This window comes from Variovorax ureilyticus (assembly GCF_050632185.1).
Classification (GTDB): domain Bacteria; phylum Pseudomonadota; class Gammaproteobacteria; order Burkholderiales; family Burkholderiaceae_C; genus Variovorax; species Variovorax ureilyticus_A.
The window spans coordinates 717228-739693 of sequence record NZ_CP192579.1 but is presented as its reverse complement, the minus strand read 5'-3'; the positions used below and the strand labels follow the sequence as shown (position 1 = coordinate 739693).

General features: G+C 64.2%; 19 protein-coding genes, 1 tRNA gene and 5 pseudogenes. 16 read left to right on the top strand and 9 right to left on the bottom strand.

What is annotated here, in order from left to right; genetic code table 11:
- The first annotated feature begins 6 nt into the window (after positions 1–6).
- From grxD to ACQ858_RS03515, 4 genes and pseudogenes are all read left to right on the top strand, one after another.
- Positions 7–324: a Grx4 family monothiol glutaredoxin gene (gene grxD, locus ACQ858_RS03530; protein WP_431275436.1), complete on the top strand. Its 318-nt coding sequence runs from the start codon at positions 7–9 to the stop codon at positions 322–324.
- 10 nt (positions 325–334) lie between these two features.
- Positions 335–835 (top strand): cupin domain-containing protein, encoded by a 501-nt coding sequence (locus tag ACQ858_RS03525; protein WP_431275435.1) that lies wholly within the window; start codon positions 335–337, stop codon positions 833–835.
- A 99-nt stretch (positions 836–934) separates the two neighbouring features.
- Positions 935–1927 (top strand): AAA family ATPase, encoded by a 993-nt coding sequence (locus tag ACQ858_RS03520; protein ID WP_431275434.1) that lies wholly within the window; start codon positions 935–937, stop codon positions 1925–1927.
- Positions 1928–2000: 73 nt separating this feature from the next.
- Positions 2001–3340: pseudogene (locus tag ACQ858_RS03515) on the top strand (hemolysin family protein).
- Here the strand turns inward: ACQ858_RS03515 and ACQ858_RS03510 are convergent.
- Both ACQ858_RS03510 and ACQ858_RS03505 read right to left on the bottom strand, forming a co-directional pair.
- Positions 3318–3977, bottom strand: a complete 660-nt coding sequence (locus tag ACQ858_RS03510) for a lytic transglycosylase domain-containing protein (RefSeq protein WP_431275433.1) — start codon at positions 3975–3977, stop codon at positions 3318–3320. The pseudogene ACQ858_RS03515 and the gene ACQ858_RS03510 sit on opposite strands and share 23 nt — an antisense overlap.
- A 61-nt stretch (positions 3978–4038) precedes the next feature.
- Complete coding sequence (locus tag ACQ858_RS03505) at positions 4039–5787, bottom strand: proline--tRNA ligase (protein WP_431275432.1); 1749 nt, start codon at positions 5785–5787, stop codon at positions 4039–4041.
- A 121-nt stretch (positions 5788–5908) separates the two neighbouring features.
- Here ACQ858_RS03505 and ACQ858_RS03500 point away from each other — a divergent pair, with 121 nt between their 5' ends.
- Both ACQ858_RS03500 and ACQ858_RS03495 read left to right on the top strand, forming a co-directional pair.
- Entirely contained in the window at positions 5909–6565 is a 657-nt protein-coding gene (locus ACQ858_RS03500) for an RNA pyrophosphohydrolase (protein WP_431276776.1), read from the top strand.
- A 135-nt stretch (positions 6566–6700) separates the two neighbouring features.
- Positions 6701–7051 (top strand): CNP1-like family protein, encoded by a 351-nt coding sequence (locus tag ACQ858_RS03495; protein ID WP_431275431.1) that lies wholly within the window; start codon positions 6701–6703, stop codon positions 7049–7051.
- A gap of 4 nt (positions 7052–7055) precedes the next feature.
- Here the strand turns inward: ACQ858_RS03495 and proB are convergent.
- From proB to rplU, 4 genes and pseudogenes are all read right to left on the bottom strand, one after another.
- Positions 7056–8202 (bottom strand): annotated as a pseudogene (gene proB, locus ACQ858_RS03490) (glutamate 5-kinase).
- Positions 8203–8267: 65 nt separating this feature from the next.
- Positions 8268–9322, bottom strand: a pseudogene (gene cgtA, locus ACQ858_RS03485) (Obg family GTPase CgtA).
- A gap of 67 nt (positions 9323–9389) precedes the next feature.
- Entirely contained in the window at positions 9390–9647 is a 258-nt protein-coding gene (rpmA, locus tag ACQ858_RS03480; protein ID WP_093163771.1) for a 50S ribosomal protein L27, read from the bottom strand.
- A 12-nt stretch (positions 9648–9659) separates the two neighbouring features.
- Positions 9660–9971, bottom strand: a complete 312-nt coding sequence (gene rplU / locus ACQ858_RS03475; RefSeq protein WP_093163773.1) for a 50S ribosomal protein L21 — start codon at positions 9969–9971, stop codon at positions 9660–9662.
- 187 nt (positions 9972–10158) lie between these two features.
- Here rplU and ACQ858_RS03470 point away from each other — a divergent pair, with 187 nt between their 5' ends.
- From ACQ858_RS03470 to ACQ858_RS03425, 10 genes and pseudogenes are all read left to right on the top strand, one after another.
- A complete protein-coding gene (locus tag ACQ858_RS03470; RefSeq protein WP_431275430.1) occupies positions 10159–11151 on the top strand; it encodes a polyprenyl synthetase family protein in 993 nt (330 codons plus the stop codon).
- Positions 11152–11188: 37 nt separating this feature from the next.
- Positions 11189–11265 (top strand) — tRNA-Pro (locus tag ACQ858_RS03465).
- A 384-nt stretch (positions 11266–11649) separates the two neighbouring features.
- Positions 11650–13383: a type IV-A pilus assembly ATPase PilB gene (gene pilB, locus ACQ858_RS03460; RefSeq protein WP_431275429.1), complete on the top strand. Its 1734-nt coding sequence runs from the start codon at positions 11650–11652 to the stop codon at positions 13381–13383.
- A gap of 20 nt (positions 13384–13403) precedes the next feature.
- Complete coding sequence (locus ACQ858_RS03455) at positions 13404–14627, top strand: type II secretion system F family protein (RefSeq protein WP_431275428.1); 1224 nt, start codon at positions 13404–13406, stop codon at positions 14625–14627.
- Complete coding sequence (locus ACQ858_RS03450; RefSeq protein ID WP_431275427.1) at positions 14627–15583, top strand: prepilin peptidase; 957 nt, start codon at positions 14627–14629, stop codon at positions 15581–15583. Before ACQ858_RS03455 ends, ACQ858_RS03450 begins: the two co-directional genes overlap by 1 nt.
- An 11-nt stretch (positions 15584–15594) precedes the next feature.
- Entirely contained in the window at positions 15595–16197 is a 603-nt protein-coding gene (gene coaE / locus ACQ858_RS03445; protein ID WP_431275426.1) for a dephospho-CoA kinase, read from the top strand.
- A 76-nt stretch (positions 16198–16273) separates the two neighbouring features.
- Positions 16274–17766 (top strand): annotated as a pseudogene (locus tag ACQ858_RS03440) (MBOAT family O-acyltransferase).
- Between the two features lies 1 nt (position 17767).
- A complete protein-coding gene (locus ACQ858_RS03435; protein ID WP_431275425.1) occupies positions 17768–18781 on the top strand; it encodes a hypothetical protein in 1014 nt (337 codons plus the stop codon).
- A gap of 30 nt (positions 18782–18811) precedes the next feature.
- The gene (zapD, locus tag ACQ858_RS03430) at positions 18812–19567 is read left to right on the top strand and encodes a cell division protein ZapD (protein ID WP_431275424.1); all 756 of its coding nucleotides are present in this window, start codon (positions 18812–18814) and stop codon (positions 19565–19567) included.
- Positions 19568–19627: 60 nt separating this feature from the next.
- A complete protein-coding gene (locus tag ACQ858_RS03425; protein ID WP_431275423.1) occupies positions 19628–19843 on the top strand; it encodes a DNA gyrase inhibitor YacG in 216 nt (71 codons plus the stop codon).
- Between the two features lie 8 nt (positions 19844–19851).
- Here the strand turns inward: ACQ858_RS03425 and ACQ858_RS03420 are convergent, their stop codons facing one another.
- From ACQ858_RS03420 to argJ, 3 genes and pseudogenes are all read right to left on the bottom strand, one after another.
- On the bottom strand, positions 19852–20286 hold the full coding sequence (locus ACQ858_RS03420; RefSeq protein WP_431275422.1) for an NUDIX domain-containing protein: 435 nt from the start codon (positions 20284–20286) through the stop codon (positions 19852–19854).
- 4 nt (positions 20287–20290) lie between these two features.
- Positions 20291–21160: an ATP-binding protein gene (locus tag ACQ858_RS03415; RefSeq protein WP_431275421.1), complete on the bottom strand. Its 870-nt coding sequence runs from the start codon at positions 21158–21160 to the stop codon at positions 20291–20293.
- Between the two features lie 75 nt (positions 21161–21235).
- A pseudogene (argJ, locus tag ACQ858_RS03410) lies at positions 21236–22464 on the bottom strand (bifunctional glutamate N-acetyltransferase/amino-acid acetyltransferase ArgJ).
- Positions 22465–22466: the final 2 nt, after the last annotated feature.

Below are 22466 nucleotides of genomic sequence, written 5' to 3'. Positions count from 1 at the left end.
TGCCCCATGTCCAATGCCCAGCAACGCATCGACGATCTCGTCAAGACCAACGACCTTGTGCTCTTCATGAAGGGCAACGCCAGTTTTCCGATGTGCGGCTTCTCCGGTCGCGCGATCCAGATCCTCAAGGCCGTGGGTGTGGACACCAAGGCGCTGAAGACCGTCAACGTGCTGGAAGACGATGCCATCCGCCAGGGCATCAAGGAATACAGCAACTGGCCGACGATTCCGCAGCTCTACGTCAAGGGCGAGTTCGTCGGCGGCTCGGACATCATGATGGAGATGTACGAGTCCGGCGAGCTCCAGCAGATGTTGAACGCATGACTCGCCTGACATGAGTCACGACCGGGCCGATCATGGCCACGCGCACCACGAGGGCGCCTGGAAACACGACGGCGTGCGCGTCGTCCCCGGCAACCAGCTCGACACCCACACCGCCCAGACGCCGGGCATGAACCGCGCGGCCGCGATCAATTTCGCGCGCGTCGGTGCACAGAAGCTCTGGGCCGGCACCGTCACCATCCACGCGAATGCGAAGACCGGTGCCCACCATCACGGCCATCTCGAATCCGTGATCTACGTCGTGCGGGGCCGCGCCCGCATGCGCTGGGGCGAACACCTGGAATACACGGCAGAAGCCGGTCCCGGCGATTTCATCTACGTGCCGCCCTACGTGCCGCACCAGGAAATCAACGCCAGCGAGACCGAAGCGCTCGAATGCGTGCTGTGTCGCAGCGACGGTGAAGCGGTCGCGATCAACCTCGCCATCGAGCCCGTCGAGAAGCCCGAATCGGTGCTGTGGGTCGATCCCACGCACCCGCAAGGCGGTATTTGACCGCCGCGCGACGAATCGGCAAATCCGAGAAAACATAGACACCTGCGGACGTTGGGCACGGCTTATGCTGTGCTCGAGTGTCCGAAACCGGAGGTGTCCATGGATTCCCGCAGTCTCGTGCCAGCGTCGTCGTTCCAACTGCCGGTCGCTCACCTGCGCAGCGTTTTCCAGACGCAGGATGTCGAGCGCAAGCTCGCGAAGCTTCCGGATCACGATCACGAACACCTGCGCACCACCTACGAACGCATGCTGGAGCGCGGCCCCGAACGCTTCCAGGTCAAGCCCAGCGGTGTGCCGGAAATGTCCGGCCTTTACGCGCAGCTCCCCAACTTCACCGAGGTGCTCGACGACGTGCGCCGCCATGTGGCCCTCTCGCAGGACAGCCGCGACGGACTCGAAGTCACGCCGATGCTGCTCTTGGGGCCGCCGGGCATCGGCAAGACCCACTTCGCGCGCAAGCTCGCCGAACTGCTCGGGACGGGCATGTCGCTGGTGCCGATGAACTCGATGACCGCTGGCTGGCTGCTGTCCGGCGCCTCTTCGCAATGGAAGGGCGCCAAGCCCGGCAAGGTGTTCGAGGCGCTGGTGGATGGGCAGTACGCCAATCCGGTGATGGTCATCGACGAGATCGACAAGGCCGGCGCGGACACCCAGTACGACCCGCTCGGTGCGCTCTACAACCTGCTGGAGCACGACACCGCGCACGCATTCATCGACGAATTCGCCGACGTGCCGATCGACGCCAGCCAGGTGATCTGGATCACGACCGCCAACGACGAGCGCCACATCCCCGAGCCGATCCTGAACCGCATGAACGTGTTCGAGATCGAAGCGCCCTCGCCCGAAGCCTCGCGCCAGATCGCGCACCAGCTCTATGCATCGATCCGCGGCGACCACGACTGGGGCCGGCTCCTCGCGCCCGAACCTTCGAGCGACGTGCTGGACCTGCTCGCCACGCTGGCGCCGCGCGAGATGCGGCGCGCGCTGATGACCGGCTTCGGCAATGCACGGCTTGCGGGCCGCGACGAGGTGCGCATGGAGGATCTTCCGCGCGCCGGCGCGCAGCGCGGACGCATGGGTTTCGTGCAGTAGCCCCGCGGCCTCACGGCTTCACCGCTGAGCGCCCGCCGCTCATGGCACCATGTCGGTCTTCGATGACCGACCTATGACCCTGACCCAAAGCCTGCTCGTCATCGTCGCGCTGATCGCGACGAGCGCCTTTTCTCGCTCGCCGAGATATCCCTCGCGGCTTCGCGGCGTCTGCGCCTGCGGCAAATGGCCGACGAGGGCGATCCGCGTGCCGAGCGAGTCCTGCGCGTGCAGGAGCAGCCCGGTCACTATTTCACCGTGGTCCAGATCGGGCTCAACGCGGTCGCGATCCTGGGCGGCGTCGTCGGCGAAGGGTCGCTGAGCCCTTATTTCGCGGATCTGTTCGATCTGTGGCTCAGCCCCAAGGCATCCCAGACCGCGGCGTTCCTCGCATCGTTCATCACGATCATCGCGATCTTTCTCGTCTTCGCCGACCTCTTTCCGAAGCGGCTGGGCATGAGCAATCCCGAGCAGCTCGCCGTGAGGATGGTCGGGCCGATGGGGATGCTGATCACCGCGTTCAAGCCGCTGGTCTGGCTCTTCACCGTCAGCACCGACCTGCTCTTCAAGCTGCTTCGCATGCCGGCGCAGCGCGACGAGAAGATCACCTCGGCCGACATCCTCGCGATGACCGAAGCCGGCGCCCGGGCCGGGGTGCTCGCGGAGCGGGAACAGCAGGTGATCGCGAACGTCTTCGAGCTCGACACCCGGCTCGTCAGCAGCGTGATGACCTCGCGCGACCGCATCGCCTGGTTCCTCAAGGACGACGCCGAGTCGGTGTTGCGCGCCCGGATCAAGGCCGAACCCTTTTCCGCCTACCCGGTATGCGACGGGGATATCGACCATGTGCTCGGCTACGTGGACGCCAAGGTCATGTTCCAGCGCGTGCTGGCCGGCCAGCCCCTCTCCTTCGATCACGGTTTGCCGCTGCACAAGGCGCTGGTGGTCCCTGACCGGCTCTCGCTCACCGAGATGCTCGAACAGTTCCGGCAGGCGCACGAGGACTTCGCGATCATCGTCAACGAGTACAGCCTGGTGGTCGGCGTGATCACGCTGAACGACGTCATGAGCACCGTGATGGGCGACTTCGTCGGCGTGCAGGACGAAGAGCAGCAGATCGTCAAGCGCGACGAGAACTCGTGGCTGATCGACGGCGTCACGCCTATCCAGGACGTGGTGCGCGCACTCGACCTCGAAGAACTGCCGCACCGCGACGAATACGAGACCCTCGCCGGCTTCCTGATGGTGATGCTGCGCCGCGTGCCGAAGCGGACCGACAGCGTGACCTGGGCCGGCTACACCTTCGAAGTGATGGACGTGGACAGCTTCCGCATCGACCAGGTGATGGTCACCCGCGGCAAGCCGGCGGCAGCCGCCGATCTGGCCGCCAGCCTCAGTCCGGACGGGGGTCCTTGAACACCCACAGGCGCTGGTTCGCGAAGACAGCGCTCGGATAGGGCGATTTGCCGCGGCTGCCGTTGTACCGGCCGAGCGTCATGAACAGATCGCCGGCCTCGCGGTCGAGGTAGTGCCGCAGGATCACGCAGCCGAAGCGCAGGTTGGTCTGCATGTGGAAAAGCTTCGATGAATCGCCATCGCCGATCGAGCGCGTCCAGAACGGCATCACCTGCATGTAACCCCGCGCCCCGGCGCTCGAGACAGCAAATTTGCGGAAGTTGCTCTCGACCTGGACCAGCCCCAGCACGAGGCTCACGTCGAGCCCCGCACGGCGCGACTCGTACCAGACGGTCTGCAGGAATTCCTTGCGCGTGGGCCAGTCGGGAAGCTTCTTCTTGAGCCGTTCGCTCATCTCGCCGAGCCAGCGCAGATAAGCCAAACGCGATTCGGTGTCCTTGAACTCGGGAACCGGCGGCGCGCCGCTCCGGATCGCCGCGCTCAATGCGGTTCGCACCGAGTCGATCAGGGGTTCCTCGATCTGAGCGCCGGCCAGCGCCGGCGTCGGCAGCGCCAGCGTCAGCGCCCCGGCTGCGGCGCCGCCCAGGCACAGGCGGCGCGAAAGTCCGGGCGCATTCGTCGGCGCCACGGGGTTCATTGGGTGACCTGCGTGCTTCGCACTGCGGTGCGAGCCCCCTTCGGAACGGCCGGGCGGGGGCTCATGCGGCAGCCAGTCGGCCAGTGATGAATTCCGCGATGCCGGCGGCCGGCACCTTGGTCGCGGACGTCTCGCGTCGGTGCTGGTATTCGAACTGGCCTTCCTTCAGGCCACGATCGGAGATCACCACGCGGTGGGGCACACCGATCAGCTCCCAGTCGGCGAACATCGCACCGGGCCGCTCGCCACGGTCGTCGAGCATCACATCGACGCCGGCCGCAAGCAACTGGTCATGGAGCGCTTCGGCCGCGGCCTTGACCTCGGCGCTGCGGTCCATGCCGATCGGGCAGATGACCACGGTGAACGGCGCGATCGCATCGGGCCAGATGATCCCGCGCTCATCGTTGTTCTGCTCGATCGCGGCGGCCGGCAGGCGCGTGATGCCGATGCCGTAGCACCCCATTTCCATGAACTGGGGCTTGCCCGCTTCGTCGAGGAAGGTCGCGTTCATCGGCTTGCTGTACTTGGTGCCGAGCACGAACACGTGGCCGATCTCGATGCCGCGCTCGATGGCCAGCACGCCCTTTCCATCGGGCGAGAGATCGCCGGCAACCACGTTGCGGACGTCGGCGACAACCTCGGGCTCGGGCAGATCGCGGCCCCAGTTGACGCCGGTGATGTGGAAGTCGACTTCGTTGGCGCCGCAGATCCAGTCCGCCATCACGGCCACCTCGCGGTCGGCGACGATCTTGACGGGCCGCTTCAGGTTCACCGGCCCCAGATAGCCGGGCTTGCAGCCGAAGTGGTCCTCGATCTCGGCGGTGGTCGCGAAACGGAAGCCCTGGTCCAGGCCCGGCACCTTGCCGACCTTGATCTCGTTCATGTCATGGTCACCGCGCACGAGCAGCAGCCAGACCTCGGCACCCTTGATCTCGCCGGCTTCGTCGAGGACGTCGGTTGCGAGGACCAACGACTTCACCGTGGTCGAGAGCGGCACGCCGAGCAGTTCGGCGACCTCTTCGCAGGTGGCCTTGCCCGGCGTCGCCGTCCTGGTCATCGGCTCGGCCGCGGCGGGGCGGGGGCCGGCCGGCGCCAGCGCCTCGGCCTTTTCCATGTTGGCGGCGTAGTCGCTGCCGGGGCAATAGACGATCGCGTCCTCCCCCGTGGCCGCGATGACCTGGAACTCCTGGCTGACATCGCCGCCGATCGCGCCGCTGTCGGCGGCCACCGCCCGGTAGCGCAGGCCGAAGCGGTCGAAGATCTTCCGGTAGGCGTCGGCCATGACTTTGTAGCTGGCCTTGGCGCCATCCAGGTCGCGGTCGAAGCTGTAGGCGTCCTTCATGATGAATTCGCGGCCACGCATCAGGCCGAAGCGCGGGCGGCGCTCATCGCGGAACTTGGTCTGGATCTGGTAGAAGTTCCTCGGCAGCTGTTTATAGCTGCGGATCTCCTGCCGGGCGATGTCGGTGACGACCTCCTCGCTGGTCGGCTGGATCACGAAGGAGCGCTCGTGCCGGTCCTTGATGCGCAGGAGCTCCGGGCCGTAGGCCTGGAAGCGGCCGCTCTCCTCCCAGAACTCGGACGGCTGGACCACCGGCATGGTCAGCTCGACGGCGCCGGCGCGGTTCATTTCCTCGCGCACGATCGCCTCGACCTTGCGGATCACGCGCAAGCCCATCGGCATGTAGGTGTAGATGCCGGTGCCCAGCTTCTTGATCATGCCGGCCCGCATCATGAGGCGGTGGCTGACGACTTCGGCATCTGCCGGCGCTTCCTTGAGGGTGGAGATAAAGAACTGGGAAGCTTTCATCGGGTGCGCAGACGTGGAGAGGTAGGGTGCAACGGATGGGCCCTGGGGCCCGGGACTGGCCGCTTGCCGTGCGCAACTCGGCAGGCATAATCGACTCAGTTCAAAAAATTGGGGTTTGATTATGCTCGACCGGGACGGCTTCAGGCCCAACGTCGGCATCATCCTGCTCAACCAGAGAAACCAGGTTTTCTGGGGTAAGCGAATTCGTACACACTCCTGGCAGTTTCCTCAAGGCGGCATCGATCGCGGCGAAAGTCCCGAGCAGGCCATGTTCAGGGAACTGCACGAGGAAATCGGCCTCCACCCGGAGCACGTACGGATCGTGGCCCGTACCCGCGACTGGTTGCGCTACGAGGTGCCGGATCGGTTCATCCGCCGTGACGCGCGCGGCCACTACAAGGGCCAGAAGCAGATCTGGTATCTATTGCAATTGATCGGCCACGACTGGGACCTGAACCTGCGTGCCACCGATCACCCGGAATTCGACGCATGGCGCTGGCACGACTACTGGGTGCCGCTGGACGTCGTCGTCGAGTTCAAGCGCGGCGTCTATGAGATGGCGCTGACCGAACTTGCCCGCTACCTGCCCCGGCAGGATTTCCGCAACCGCTTCCTGCGCAGCAATGTGCGCGCCCGCGAATTCGAGCGACATCCGCCCGGGCCGGGCCACGAGCCGACTTTCGAGCTGCCGCCCGGCGCCAGCTTCGATCCCAATCCGAATGCCAATCTTGCGAATGAGCCTCCCTCGACAAGCGACCCGTTATCTGCTCCGCGCTAGCCGGGGCGCTGTACTTGCCTGTGTTGTCGGCGCCTCGGGTCTCGCGAATGCCGAGCTGTTCGGAGATTCCGACTGGAAGGAATCGGAGGCCCCCCGCCTCCCGCGTTCAACCAGGACAAGCTGGTCGACCTCGAGATGCCGCGCTATTCGAGCCTGAAGTTCGGCGTCGATCCGAACACCATCAAGGTGACCGGCGATGGCGTCGTGCGCTACGTGGTCGTCGCCACGAACAAGGAAGGGGGCGGATTCAACGCCTTCTACGAAGGTGTGCACTGCGCCACCGATGAATACAAGACCTACGCGCGCTTCACCAGCAACGGGACGTGGGAACCCGTCCAGAATCCTGAATGGAAGAGGATCAACGATCGGACCTCGCGCTATACCCAGGCCCTGGCCTACCAGGGACTGTGCCGCGGCCATGCACCGCGTCTGTCGGTCGGGGAGATGATCAGGTTCCTGAAGGCACCGATCCGCGAAGTCGAATAGGCGATCAGCGGCCGTCGGGCATCAGGACCATGTTGTCCCGATGGACCATTTCGGCCTCGGCGACATAACCGAGAAGGCGCTCGAATTCGGAGGACGGCTTGCGGCACAACAGGCGGGCCTCGGCGCTCGAGTAGTTCGCCAGCCCGCGGGCGAGTTCGAAGCCTTGCTCGTCACGAATCGCGATCACATCGCCGCGAGAGAAGTCCCCGTCAACCCCGGTCATGCCGATCGGCAGCAGGCTCTTGCCTTCGCCGCGCACCTTGGCTGCCGCGCCGGCATCCACGGAGACGGCCCCGCGCAACTGCAGATGGTCGGCCATCCAGCGCTTGCGCGCCTGGTGCTTGGCGGTCTGTGCAACCAGAAGCGTCCCAATGGACTCCCCGCGCGTCAGCCGCAGGAGCGCATCGGGCTCGCGCCCCCAGGCGATCACGGTCGAAGCACCGGAACCCGCTGCGCGCTTGGCCGCGAGAATCTTGGTGATCATCCCGCCCCGCCCGATGCTGCTGCCCGCGCCGCCGGCCATGACCTCCAAGGCGGGATCGCCCGCCGTGGCTTCATGCACGAAGCGGGCATCCGGGTCCTTGCGCGGGTCCGCGGTGAACAGGCCCTTCTGGTCCGTCAGGATGACGAGCGCATCGGCCTCGACGAGGTTGGCGACCAGCGCGCCGAGCGTGTCGTTGTCGCCGAACTTGATCTCGTCGTTGACGACGGTGTCGTTTTCGTTGATGACCGGCACCACGCCCAGCGCAAGAAGCGTCACGAGAGTCGTGCGCGCATTCAGATAGCGCTCCCGATCGGCGAGGTCCGCGTGGGTGAGCAAGACCTGCGCACTCCCGAGGCCGTTCTCGCGCAGCTTGGTTTCGTAGATCTGCGCCAGGCCCATCTGGCCAACGGCAGCGGCGGCCTGGAGCTCATGGACTTCGTTCGGACGAGCCCGCCAGCCGAGCCGCTTCATTCCTTCCCGCGATCGCGCCGCTCGACACCATGACCACTTCGCGACCGTCGCGCACCAAGGTCGCCAGCTGACGGCACCATTCGCCGATGGCGTTCTCATCCAGGCCCCGGCCTTCGTTGGTGACGAGGCTCGAGCCCACCTTGACGACGATGCGACGGGCGTCACGAAGTGCGGCGGAACCGGAACTTGATGTCATGGAGGCGGTGGCCATCTTGATGCTATTGGGCCGGCCGCAACGGAGCGACCGGGGAAATTACAGACTCACGAAAACCGCGGATCGACTTGCGCAGGCGGCTGCTCGGCTTCCTGCTGAGCCTTGACCTGCTGGTAGATCGCCTGAACGAGCGGCTCGCAACCCTCCCGCGTGAGGGCGGAGATCTCGAAGACCGGCCCCTTGAAGCGCAGGCGCTTGACGAAGTCCTTCACGCGCGCAGCGCGCTCGTCGACCGGGATCATGTCGAGTTTGTTCAGGACCAGCCAGCGCGGCTTTTGGTACAGCGCAGGGTCGTACTTCTTGAGCTCGGCGACGATCGCCTTCGCCTGCGCGACCGGATCGACGCCCTCGTCGAACGGTGCGAGATCGACCATATGCAGCAACAAGCGCGTGCGCTGCAAATGGCGCAGAAACTGATGCCCGAGCCCGGCACCGTCGGAGGCCCCTTCGATCAGACCGGGCAGGTCGGCCACGACGAAACTCTGCTCGGGCCCCACGCGGACGACGCCCAGATTGGGGTGAAGCGTGGTGAAGGGGTAGTCGGCGATTCGCGGACGCGCGTTGGATACCGCGCTGATGAACGTCGACTTGCCGGCGTTCGGCATGCCCAGCAGGCCGACGTCCGCCAATACCTTCAGTTCGAGCTTGAGATTCTTCTTCTCGCCGGGCCAACCGGGCGTCTTCTGGCGGGGGCGCGGTTGATCGCGCTCTTGAAGCGCATGTTGCCGAACCCGCCGTCGCCGCCCTTGGCGATGGTGATCACCTCACCCGGATTCAGCAGCTCGTACAGCACTTCGCCGGTCTCGGCGTCGGAAATGATCGTTCCGACCGGCATCTTGAGGGTGATGTCGTCGCCGGCGGCGCCGAACATGTCCGACCCCATGCCGTGCTGGCCCCGCTTGGCTTCGTGGCGGCGCGAATAGCGGAAATCGACCAGGGTGTTCAGGTTCGGATCGGCAACGGCGAACACATGGCCGCCTCGACCGCCATCGCCGCCGTTCGGGCCGCCGAACTCCTTGTATTTCTCATGGCGGAACGACACACAGCCGTTGCCGCCATCGCCAGCGGCGACGTCGATGAAGGCTTCGTCCACGAACTTCATGAGATATCCAGTTTACAAATGAAGAAGCCCCGGCAAAGCGGGGCTTCGAAAGATCGAAGTGATCGGCTTAGGCCGGGGTCACGTTGACCGTCTGCTTGTTGAGAGCACCCTTGGTGCCGAACGACACATGGCCGTCGACCAGTGCAAACAACGTGTGATCCTTGCCGACGCCGACGTTCACACCGGGGTGGAACTGGGTGCCGCGCTGGCGCACGATGATCGAGCCCGCGCTGATCAGTTCGCCGCCGAAGGCCTTCACGCCGAGCATCTTGGGCTTCGAATCGCGCCCGTTTCGCGTAGAGCCGCCGCCTTTTTTCTGTGCCATGGAATCAGCTCCTTAACCGGCGATCGCGCCGATTTGCAGCTCGGTGAACTGCTGGCGATGGCCTTGACGTTTCTGATAGTGCTTGCGACGGCGCATCTTGAAGATGCGAACCTTGTCGTGCTTGCCGTGCGACAACACCGTTGCCGTGACAGTTGCACCGGACACCAGGGGCGTACCAACCTTGATTGCGCTGCCGTCGCCGACCGCGAGCACTTGGTCAATCACGATTTCCTGGCCTACGTCCGCAGCAATCTGTTCTACTTTGATTTTCTCGCCGGAAGCAACGCGATACTGCTTGCCGCCGGTTTTTATGACCGCGTACATGTGGACCTCTTGGGAAAAGATGGCTCTACGGCGAATTCCGCAGAGCCGGCGATTCTAGCATGCTGACAGTCTCCGCGCACCCACAGCGGCCGCGCAACTGCGTGGGCGGCTCCATCCCTCCCTATAATCACAAGCTTCCGGCCTCGCGCCATCGTCGCACCTCACGCAGCGCGCAAGCGCCCTCGCCTTGTCAGTTTCCGCCTCAGACACCTCTCCCGCCGCCGGCGTACTCCGCCTGATCGCCGAAGACATGGCGGGGGTCGATCGCGTGATCGCGCGCCGCCTCGACACCGGAGTCCCGCTCGTGAGCGAGGTGTCGAAGTACATCATCTCCGCCGGGGGCAAACGGCTGCGCCCGGCCCTGCTTCTGCTGATGGCAGGCGCACTAGGCTACCGCGAGGACCAGCGCTTCAACCTGGCCGCCGTTGTCGAATTCATTCATACGGCAACGTTGTTGCACGACGATGTGGTCGACGAATCCACGCTCCGGCGCGGGCGACCGACGGCCAACGAATCCTTCGGAAACCCCGCCAGCGTGCTGGTCGGTGATTTCCTGTACTCGCGCGCATTCCAGATGATGCTGGACGCGCATGACATGCGCGTCATGGAAATCCTCGCGGAAGCAACGAATGTCATCGCCGAGGGCGAAGTCCTCCAATTGATGAACATGCACGACGCCTCGCTCGATGAGGAAGCCTATCTGCGCGTCATTCGCTCGAAGACCGCGAAGCTGTTCGAGGCCAGCACGCGACTCGCCGCCGTGCTCGCCAAGGCGCCGCCGCAAATCGAGGAGGCGTGCGCGACCTACGGCCAGGCGCTCGGCACGGCATTCCAGGTCATCGACGACGTGCTCGACTACGCCGGCGACGCAAGCGAAACCGGCAAGAACGTCGGCGACGACCTGCGCGAAGGGAAGACGACGCTGCCCCTGATCCTGGCGATGCAGCGCGGAACGGCCGAGCAGCGCGACCTCGTTCGCGCCGCAATCGAGGCGGGCGATACCAGCCAACTCCCCCAGATCGTCTCGATCGTCCGCGAAACCGGAGCACTGGAAGCCACGAGATCGGCCGCTGCGGCAGAGGCTCAGCGTGCAATCGACGCACTTTCTGGCTTCCCAGAGAATTCTTACTCCAGAGGTTTGCTACAATTAGCGGCTCAGTTGCTTGAGCGACGCGCCTAAGTCACCACGAAGGACGACTCACTTTTCTTGCAACCATCGGGGTGTAGCTTAGCCTGGTAGAGCGCTACGTTCGGGACGTAGAGGCCGGAGGTTCGAATCCTCTCACCCCGACCAGATTTCTGGTCCTGCTCAATTCACGGATCGCCGCAGCGCGGACATCGAGCAGATCTCCGCAAACCACACGACCGCCATTGCGCAACCGCTGTTGGGCATCGACAACATTTCCCCAAGCGTAACGACGCCGGTTTAGCGTCGCGCTTCGCAGGACTGCTGCTAAGATGACCTTCCCCTCTGCCGTTGTGGTGAAGTGGGCCCGATCGTCGCCATGACCCGCTCGGGCTTTGGAAGCCGGAGGTATTAATCCCCGCTCAGCCCAACCCGCCTTTTGCGCTGCAACTGCCAAATGCTGCTCGAGCGGAGCCGCATCGGCGGTTTACAGCCCGAAGGCGATCAGCGATGATTGTTGAAGCAAATTCTCACGTTTTTTACATTCGTTGAATGGCCGCTGCCGAACCCCTAGTCAAAGAAAGCTCGCCAGTCGCCTTGCCGGGACTCGCGCGCGCGTTGGTTTCGGCCGGAAAGCTCCCCGCCAAAGTTGCCGAGGACATCTACCAGAAGTCGCTCAGCGGGCGGACCAGCTTCATTGCGGAACTGACCGGCACCGGAGCGGTATCGGCCGCCGATCTGGCGCACACGTTGTCGAGCGCGTTTGGGGCCCCTCTTCTCGACCTCGACGCGATCGATCCTCAACGCCTTCCCAAAGATCTTCTGGACGCCAAGCTCTGCCAAGCCTATCGCGTGGTGGTCCTGAGCAAGCGCAACAACCGGCTCATCGTCGCGACCGCAGATCCGTCGGACCAGCAGGCGGCGGAAAAGATCAAGTTCGCCTCGCAGATGGGCGTGGACTGGGTCATCGCCGAGTACGACAAGCTCTCGAGAATGATCGAGGCGGCTGCGGTGACCGCTTCCGAATCCATCGACAACATCATCGGCGCCGAGTTCGAGTTCGATGAGGTTTCGGCAGAGGCCGCCGGCGATACGGCCGAGCAGGCAGTGGCGGAAGTCGAGGATGCGCCCGTCGTCCGTTTCCTGCACAAGATGCTGCTCGACGCATTCAGCATGCGAGCGTCGGACATTCACTTCGAACCCTACGAGCACAACTACCGCGTGCGCTTTCGCATCGACGGCGAACTGCGCGAGATCGCCAGTCCGCCGACGGTCATCAAGGACAAGCTCGCGTCGCGGATCAAGGTGATCTCCCGGCTCGACATCGCGGAGAAGCGCATCCCGCAGGACGGGCGGATGAAGCTCAAGATCGGTCCCGACCGCGTGATCGACTTCCGGGTGAGCACGCTCCCCACGCTTTTCGGCGAGAAGATCGTCATCCGTATCCTCGACCCGAGCAGCGCGCGCATGGGCATCGACGCGCTGGGCTACGACGCCGACGAAAAGGAGCGCCTGCTTCACGCGATCAATCGACCCTACGGAATGGTGCTGGTCACCGGGCCCACCGGCTCGGGCAAGACAGTGTCGCTCTACACCTGCCTGAACCTGCTCAACAAGGCCGGCGTGAACATCGCAACGGCCGAGGATCCGTCCGAAATCAACCTGCCGGGCGTGAACCAGGTCAACGTCAACGAGAAGGCGGGTCTCACGTTCGCGGCCGCGCTGCGCGCCTTCCTGCGGCAGGACCCGGACATCATCATGGTCGGCGAAATCCGTGATCTGGAGACGGCGGACATCGCGATCAAGGCAGCACAGACGGGCCACCTGGTGCTCTCGACGCTCCACACCAACGACGCACCCACGACGCTCACGCGGATGCGCAACATGGGCATCGCACCCTTCAATATCGCTTCGAGCGTGATCCTGATCACCGCCCAGCGGCTTGCCCGCCGCCTATGCACGGTATGCAAGGCGCCCTCGGACGTTCCCAGGCAGGCGCTGCTCGACGCAGGCTTCCGGGAACACGAGCTCGATGGCACCTGGAAGCCGTACCACCCGGTCGGCTGCTCCGCATGCAACGGCGGCTACAAGGGACGCGTCGGCATCTATCAGGTGATGCCCATCAGCGAGGAGATCCAGAAGATCATTCTTCGGGACGGGTCGGCGCTCGATATTTCAAAGCAAGCCGAAGCCGAAGGCGTTCGTTCGTTGCGCCAATCGGGATTGAAGAAGGTCATGCAGGGACTGACGTCACTTGAGGAAGTGCTCGCAGTCACCAACGAATAGCATTCAACGGCGGAGAACCCATGGCAACGGCAGCAGCATCAAACCGCACGCTCAAGGAATACATCTTCGAGTGGGAAGGGAAGGACCGCAACGGCAAGGTGGTGCGCGGCGAACTTCGTGCCGCCGGCGAGAACCAGGTCCAGGCTGCGCTGCGGCGTCAGGGCGTCCTCACGACGAAGATCAAGAAGCGGCGGATGCGGTCCGGCAAGGCGATCAAGCCGAAGGACATCGCGATCTTCACCCGCCAGCTCGCCACCATGATGAAGGCCGGCGTGCCTTTGCTGCAAGCCTTCGACATCGTCGGACGCGGCAATGCCAACCCGAGCGTCGGGAAGCTGCTCAACGACATTCGCAGCGACGTCGAAACGGGTACGTCGCTGTCGGCTGCGTTCCGCAAATTCCCGAAGTACTTCGACAGCCTCTACTGCAACCTCGTCGAAGCCGGCGAGGCTGCCGGTATTCTTGAAGATCTGCTCGACCGCCTCGCCACCTACATGGAGAAGACCGAGGCCATCAAGTCGAAGATCAAGTCGGCACTGATGTATCCGACGTCCGTGATCGTGGTGGCCTTCGTGGTGGTGGCGATCATCATGATCTTCGTGATCCCCGCCTTCAAGCAGGTGTTCACCTCCTTCGGAGCGGACCTGCCCGCGCCGACGCTGTTCGTCATGGGCATGAGCGAATTCTTCGTTGCCTACTGGTGGTTGATCTTCGGCGTGGTCGGCGGAGGGATCTACTTCTTCCTCCAGGCCTGGAAGCGCAACGAGCGCGTGCAACAGGTCATGGACCGCCTCCTGCTTCGCATGCCGATCTTCGGCGCGCTCATCGACAAGTCCTGCGTCGCGCGCTGGACGCGCACGCTCGCCACCATGTTTGCGGCTGGCGTGCCGCTCGTCGAGGCACTGGACTCGGTGGGTGGCGCGTCCGGCAATTCGGTCTACTCGGAAGCGACGACCAAGATCCAGCAGGAGGTGTCGACCGGTACCAGCCTGACTGCGGCGATGACCAATGCCAACCTCTTTCCATCGATGGTTCTGCAGATGACCGCCATTGGCGAGGAATCCGGGTCCATCGATCACATGCTGGGCAAGGCGGCCGACTTCTACGAACAGGAAGTCGATGACATGGTCGCAGGGCTGTCGAGCCTCATGGAGCCGATCATCATCGTGTTCCTTGGCGTCATCATCGGTGGCATCGTGGTGTCGATGTACCTGCCCATCTTCAAGCTCGGCCAGGTCGTCTGATGCTCGTCTCGCAGGGCGTGGACGCGGCACTGGCCGGCGTCCTCGGGTTATTGATCGGCAGCTTTCTGAACGTGGTCGTCTACCGGACGCCCGTGATGATGTACAGGGACTGGCTGTTCGACGCCGTCGGCCATCTCATGACCTCGCCCGACGGCGGGCCGTCGCTATGGGCGCGCGCACTGGCGCCCGCGTCGCCCGCTGACGCGCGACTCAGGGCGGCGGCGGACGACGCCGTTCCGGTGCTCGAGGCGCTGCCGCCTTTCGACCTCGCACGGCCCGCATCCCGCTGCGGTCACTGTGGCCAGCCGGTGCGCTGGTATCGCAACGTCCCGGTGATCAGCTATCTGGCGCTTCGCGGCCGTTGCGGCGATTGCAATGCGCGCATCAGTCCGCGCTATCCCGTCGTCGAGCTCGTGACCGGCCTGTTGTTCGCATGGTGCGGATGGCGCTTCGGTCTCACGCCGGTCGGTGCGTTGTGGGCGGCATGCGCAGCGCTTCTTGTGTGCCAGTTCCTCATCGATCTCGACACGCAGTATTTGCCCGACAGCTACAACTACATGCTGCTCTGGCTGGGCCTGATCGGCGCGGCCCTGGGATGGACTGGTGTTTCACTCGCTTCCGCGGTCTGGGGTGCGGTGGCCGGCTACGGGAGTCTCTGGCTCATCTACCAGGCTTACCTGCGGCTCACCGGCAAGGAGGGCATGGGCTTTGGCGACTTCAAACTCCTGGCCGCGCTGGGTGCCTGGTTCGGGGTCGAGTTCCTTCTGGCCATCGTGCTGGTCTCCTCGCTCGTCGGCGCGGTGATCGGCGGCTCGCTGCTGCTGGTCGGCAAGCTCGCGCACAAGGACGTGCCGATCTCGTTCGGCCCCTTCCTCGCCGGCGCGGGCCTGGTCTGCCTGGTCGCCGGACCGGCGCGCGTCCAGGATTGGCTGCCATTCGCCTTTCCTTTCCACTGAGAGCTGCTGCCATGCGCATCGGCCTGACCGGCGGCATCGGCAGCGGCAAGAGCACCGTGGCCGCAATGCTGGTCGCACGCGGCGCGAAGCTGGTGGATACCGATGCCATTGCCCGGTCGATCGCACAGCCGGACGGCGCGGCGATACCTGCACTCGAAGCAGAATTCGGCCCCTCCATCCTGACCGCTGAAGGAGGCATGGATCGGGCCCGGATGCGGGAACTCGTGTTCGGCGATGCTCACGCAAAAAAGCGCCTCGAGGGCATCCTTCATCCGCTGATCGGCGCCGAGTGCGAGCATCAGGCGGCCTCCGCCCAGCCTGGCGAGCCTGTCGTCTTCGACGTGCCGCTGCTGGTGGAATCGAAGCGCTGGCGCTCCATCGTCGATCGCGTCCTGGTGATCGATGCGAGCGAGCAGACGCAACTGGAACGCGTGGTCGCCCGCTCCGGCTGGGCGCCGGATGCGGTCCGCGCCGTCATCGCGCAGCAGGCGCACCGTGCCCTGCGCCGAGCTGCAGCGGACGCCGTGATCTACAACGATGGCCTGGGGCTGGCGGAACTCTCCTCGCACGTCGAGGGTCTCTGGGAGCTGTGGACTGGCGCAGGCACGCGATAATCCACGGTTGGCCGGCCCCGGCGCCGGATAACAAGAAGCGGCGAGCCAGCGAGCCCCGCGGCAACGCTCCCCCAAGATGCTCTTCAACTCCTACGCGTTCATCTTCTGCTTTTTCCCGATCGTCCTTTTCGGGTTCTTCCTCATCGGAAAGCGAAATGTACGCGCCGCAGCAGGGTTCCTCGCGCTGGCGTCGCTGTTCTTTTACGGCTGGTGGAGCGTCGAGGCCCTGCCACTGCTGGTGGCATCCATCTGCTTCAACTACTGGGCCGGATTGCGCCTGACACGCGGCCCCGGCCGCACCGACGAGGGCCGAAAACGCATGCTCGTGTTCGCGCTTGTCGTGAACCTCGGCGTGCTTGCCACCTTCAAATACGCGAACTTCTTCCTCGGCAACGTGAATGAAGGGATCGCAGCGGCGGGGTTCACGCCGCTGCCGATGCTGCACATCGCCCTGCCGATCGGCATTTCCTTCTACACGTTCACGCAGATCGCGTTCCTGGTGGACTGCTGGCAGGACAAGGTCCACGAACGCAGCTTCGTGCACTACCTGCTCTTCGTCACCTACTTCCCCCATCTGATCGCGGGCCCGGTGCTGCATCACGCGCAGATGATGCCGCAGTTCGCGAATCCGGCGACCTACCGCGCCGATCTCAACAAGATCTCGCTCGGCCTGGCGATCTTCGTCTTCGGTCTCGCCAAGAAGCTCCTCATCGGCGACAAGGTCGGCGAGTACGCCGACCTCATGTTCAACGGCGTTCACAACGGCACGGCGCCCATGCTCTACACGGCATGGCTCGGCGTGCTGGCCTACACGCTGCAGATCTATTTCGATTTCTCGGGCTATTCGGACATGGCCGTCGGCCTGTCGTTGTGCCTGGGCGTGAAGCTGCCTCTCAACTTCAACTCGCCCTACAAGTCGACCAACATCATCGAGTTCTGGCGCCGCTGGCACATCTCGTTGTCCACGTTCCTGCGGGACTACCTCTACATCCCGCTAGGGGGAATCGCAAGGGACCGACGCGCCGCTACCTGAACCTGTTCATCACCATGCTGCTGGGCGGCCTCTGGCACGGCGCCGCATGGACCTTCGTGATCTGGGGCGGCCTGCACGGCATGTACCTCGTGATCAACCATCTCTGGAACGGCAAGGTTCGCCGCGACTCGAAGCCCGGCCGACTCGCGAAGGTCCTCGGGTGGTTCCTCACGTTCCTCTGCGTCATGCTTGCCTGGGTGGTCTTCCGCGCGGAAAGCATGCATGCGGCGATGGAGATCTACAAGGGCATGCTCGGCTTCCACGGAACTGCGCTGGAGGCGTTCACCGAGTTCGGACCCGTCCCGTCCCGCAAGCCGGAATTCTTCCAGACCTTGCTCGTCGGGCTATTCATCTGCCTTGCGCTGCCGCCGACCATCACACTGCAACGCTGGGTCCCGCAAGCCCAGTCGCTGGCCGGCCGGCCGCGCGCGTCCCTCGTCTTTGCCGCAGTCATGGGGCTCGTGACGGTCCTCTTGCTCGGACTGTGCGTCTCGAAGCTGGGCTCCTACAGCCCGTTCCTCTATTTCCAGTTCTGATATGACGCCCGCAAAACTCTGGCTGCAAGTGTTCACGGCTGGCTTCGCTGTGATCGTTGCCATGCTGATCGTCACGTTGAACACGCCGATCCCCTACGGCGACCTGTCGCGAATCGGCCTGGTCTCCGACTACGAGTTCGGATGGCAGCTCGAGCCACCGCACGTCGAGCGAAAGTACCTTCATGCCTCGCCGATCAACGAAGCCGACATCCTCGTGATCGGGGATAGCTTCTCCATGACCCACCGCTGGCAATCAGTGCTGCAGAAGCAAGGCTACCGCTTGTCCACAATCTACTGGGGCGAATTCCAAGAGGCGCTTTGCGAAGACTTCGACGAGTGGCTCGACCGCGCAGGCTTCAAGGGCAAGCTGGTTGTCATCGAGAGCGTCGAGCGCCTCCTCGCCGACCGTCTGGCCAATACGCAGAAGTGCAAGGCGATGAGCAAGCCGCCCGAGTCGCGGACCGAGCCCTTCTTCGAGTCGCCCGACCGGGTGCCGGGCTTCGCCCTCAACTGGAAAGCCAAACTCACCTCGGGCTACATCACCTATCGCAACACGCAGGAAGCGAAGGGGGCCGCGGGGCCGACGCTGGCCTCGAACGAGACGTGGGTGCGCCCCGTGCCCGATGGCTGCTCGATGTTCAGCAACCGCTTTTGCAGCAAGGTCCTGTTCTTCAGAGACGACGACGACAACGGCGAACTCACTGCCCTGCACGTCGAGCAGATGCGCGCCTTCTCCGAGACGCATCGCGCCCGGTCCATCATGTGGATGGTGATCCCGAACAAGACGACGACGTATGTCATGCCGGATCATTCGAAAGACTTTGTGACCGCATTTGCGAAGGCCGGGCTCGGGCCCGACCTCTTCACGTTCGCCCGAGAGCAGAAATCCAGGATCCGGGACTTCTATTTCCCGAACGACACCCATCTGTCGATGCATGGACAACTGGCTCTGGGGGACCTCATGCTCGACGCCGTCCGGAAGATCATTCCGCAGCCTCCCGCGAAGCCTTCTTGAGGCTATGATCATCACCGGAAGCCGTCACGCGTGATCCTTTACGAGTACCCATTCAACGAGCGCATCCGGACCTATTTGCGGCTGGAGCACTTGTTCCGCCGTCTTGGCGAGTTGGTGCCGGCCGAATCGGCGTTGCTGCATCACTATGCGCTCGTCACGATCTTCGAGATCATGGATGTGGCGGCCCGCGCCGACCTCAAGGCGGACGTGCTGAGAGACCTCGACAAGCACAAGAACGTGTTCAACAGCTATCGCGGCAACCCCGCGATCGCCGAGACGGTGCTCGATCAGGTCGTCGGCAAGCTCGAGAGCAACTTCAACACGCTGAATACGGTGCCGGGCAAGGCCGGCCAGGCGCTCACCGAGAACGAATGGCTGATGAGCATTCGCAGCCGCGCGAGCATTCCCGGCGGAACCTGTGAATTCGACCTGCCGGCCTATTACGCGTGGCAGAACCGCCGCGCCAACGATCGGCGTGCCGATCTGGAACGCTGGTCGTCGACGCTCGCTCCGCTGGCCGAATCGATCTATCTGCTGCTCAAGCTTCTGCGCGATGCGGATGTTCCCTACAAGGTCATTGCATCGAAAGGGCAATTCCAGCAGGCGCTTCCGCAAGGGCGGAGCTTCCAGTTGCTGCGCCTGCGAATCGACCCGAAACTGGGGCTCATCCCGGAAATCAGCGGCAACCGTCTGATGGTGTCGGTGCGGCTGATGCGGCAGGAATCGGATGACCGCCTGCATCAAAGCGCCGAGGACACCCCGTTCGAACTGACGCTCTGTGCATGAGCCCCCGCCCGGCCGCTCCGAAGGGGCTCGCGCCGCAGTGAGGAGCACGGAGGTTACCCAATGAGCACCATCTCTTCCCCATCCCTCGGCGAACGCATCGTCAAGTGCCCGGCGTGCGGGAAGGACAGCCTCTACGCCGAACGAAACCCTTACCGTCCCTTTTGCAGTGCGCGATGCAAAGGGATCGACCTGGGCGCCTGGGCGAGCGAGGAATTCAGGGTGCCTGCAGAGTCACCGCCGGATGATGACCCGTTCGGCGATCCGAAGCGGCAGTAGGCGTCCAGTTACGCCGCCGGCGTGACCACCGTGTCCGGCAGCCCACGTTCTTCGGCAAGCCACGCCAGCACCGGGAGCGCCCCCGGCAGCACCGGGGACACATCGAGCGGCAATTGCTGCCAGCGCATGGCCTGTCCCTCGCGCATTTCGAAATCGCCCGACCAGTCGGTCACCTTGCACCAGTGCAGGCGAACCAATGCATGGGGATAGTCGTGCTCGGTCACCTTCCATACGTCGGCACCAGCGATCGTGATGCCGAGTTCTTCGTGCAGTTCGCGGCGCAGCGCCTGTTCGACCGTTTCACCCGCTTCGATCTTGCCGCCGGGGAACTCCCAGTAGCCAGCGTAAGGCTTGCCTTCCGGCCGAGTGGAAAGCAGCAGCGCGTCATCCCCGCGAATGAGGATGCCGACCGCCACCTCCGTGTGTTTTCGAGGCGCGTTCATGACGTCAGCTGCGACCCGCGTAGTCACGAGCAAACTGATAGGCGACGCGCCCGCTGCGCGACCCGCGTTCGAGCGCCCAAACGAGTGCTTCGGGCCGCGCCAACTCGATCGCTTTTGCGTCTACACCAAACGACGACAACCACTGTGCGACGATCGTCAGATATTCGTTCTGCGTGAACGGATAGAAGCTCACCCAAAGGCCGAAGCGTTCGGAGAGGGAAATCTTCTCCTCGATCACCTCGCCCGGATGCACCTCGCCGTCCTCGGTGTGGGTGTAGCTGAGGTTCTCCTTCATGTACTCGGGCAGCAGGTGGCGCCGATTGCTGGTCGCGTAGATCAACACGTTCGGCGTCGCCGCGGCAACCGAACCATCGAGGATCGACTTGAGCGCCTTGTACCCAGGTTCGCCTTCGTCGAAGCTCAGGTCATCGCTGAAAACGATGAACTTCTCGGGTCGGTTGGAAACCACCTCGACAATGTCCGGCAGATCGGTGAGCTCGGCCTTGTCGACCTCGATCAGCCGCAGGCCCTGGGGCGCGTAGGCTTGAAGACAGGCCCGGATCAACGACGACTTGCCGGTGCCGCGCGCGCCGGTCAAAAGGACGTTGTTGGCCGGCTTGCCTTCGACGAACTGGCGGGTGTTGCGTTCGATCTTCTCTTTCTGAAGGTCGATTTCCTTCAGCGCATCGAGCGGCATCGACGCCACATGCCGGACCGGCTCCAGCGTCCCATGCCCCGAGCTGCGGCGGCGATAGCGCCAGGCGATGGAGGCATTCCAGTCCGCCGGCGCAGCCAATGGTTGCGGAAGAATCGATTCGATCCGACCGATCAGTTGTTCGGCGCGCTCGATCAGACGCTCGAACTTCTCGTTCATGACAGCACCCGCCCGGACGCCCGAAGGGCGCTGAGCTCCCCTCGGGGGGCAGCGAGCAAGGCGAGCGTGGGGGCCTCATGATCTGTAGTCGGCGTTGATCGAGACGTAGTCGTGGCTCAGGTCGCAGGTCCAGACCGTGTCCGCCGCGTTCCCGCGACCGAGCGCGATGCGGACGGTGATCTCGCTCTGCTTCATGACGCGCTGTCCGTCTTCCTCGCGATAGGATGGATTGCGGCCGCCCTTCACCGCCACGTGTACGTCGTCCAGGAAGAGATCGATGCCCGTCTGATCGAGGTCCGCGATGCCGGCGTAGCCGACGGCCGCAAGGATGCGCCCCAGGTTCGGGTCGCTCGCGTAGAAGGCGGTCTTCACCAGCGGCGAATGTGCGACGGCATAGGCGACCTGCCGACACTCGGCTTCGTCGCGGCCACCTTCGACGCGGATGGTGATGAACTTGGTCGCCCCTTCGCCGTCACGCACGATCGCCTGCGCGAGCTGCCGAGCCACGTTCTGCATGGCCTGCAGCAGCACCTGACCGGCAGGGGATTCGAGGGAAGTGATCGTCGGGTGCGCCGCCTTCTGCGTGGCGATGACGACGAAGGAGTCATTCGTCGACGTATCGCCGTCGATCGTGACGCGGTTGAACGACGCATCGGCCAGCGCCTTGGAAAGCGGCTGGATCAGGGCCGGATCGATCTTGGCATCCGTCGCCATGAAGCCGAGCATGGTGGCCATGTTCGGGCGGATCATGCCGGCGCCCTTGCTGATGCCGGTGATGGTGACGGTCGCGCCGTCGATCTGCACCTGCCGGCTGAAGGCCTTGGGCACGGTGTCCGTGGTCATAATGCCCTCGGCGGCGCGCGCCCAGTGCGTGGGCGATGCATCGGCGAGTGCCGCCGGCAATCCGGCTTCGATCCGGTCGATCGGCAGCGGCTCCATGATCACGCCGGTGGAGAACGGCAGGATCTGCTCGGGCGCCAGATTCAGCTTGCGCGCCAGCGCGATGCAGGTCGCCCGCGTGCGCGCCAGGCCGTCTTCACCGGTTCCGGCATTGGCATTGCCCGTATTGATCACCATCGCGCGGATACCGAGATTGCGTGCCAGATGATCGCGGCAGACCTGGACCGGCGCCGCGCAGAAGCGGTTCTGCGTGAACACGCCGCCCACGGCAGCGCCTTCGTCGATCAGCACCACCGTGAGATCCTTGCGGTTGGCCTTGCGCACACCGGCTTCGGCGACGCCGATACGAATACTGGCACCGCATGCAGCGCGGCGGGATCGGGAGCGGAGAGATTCACGGGCATGG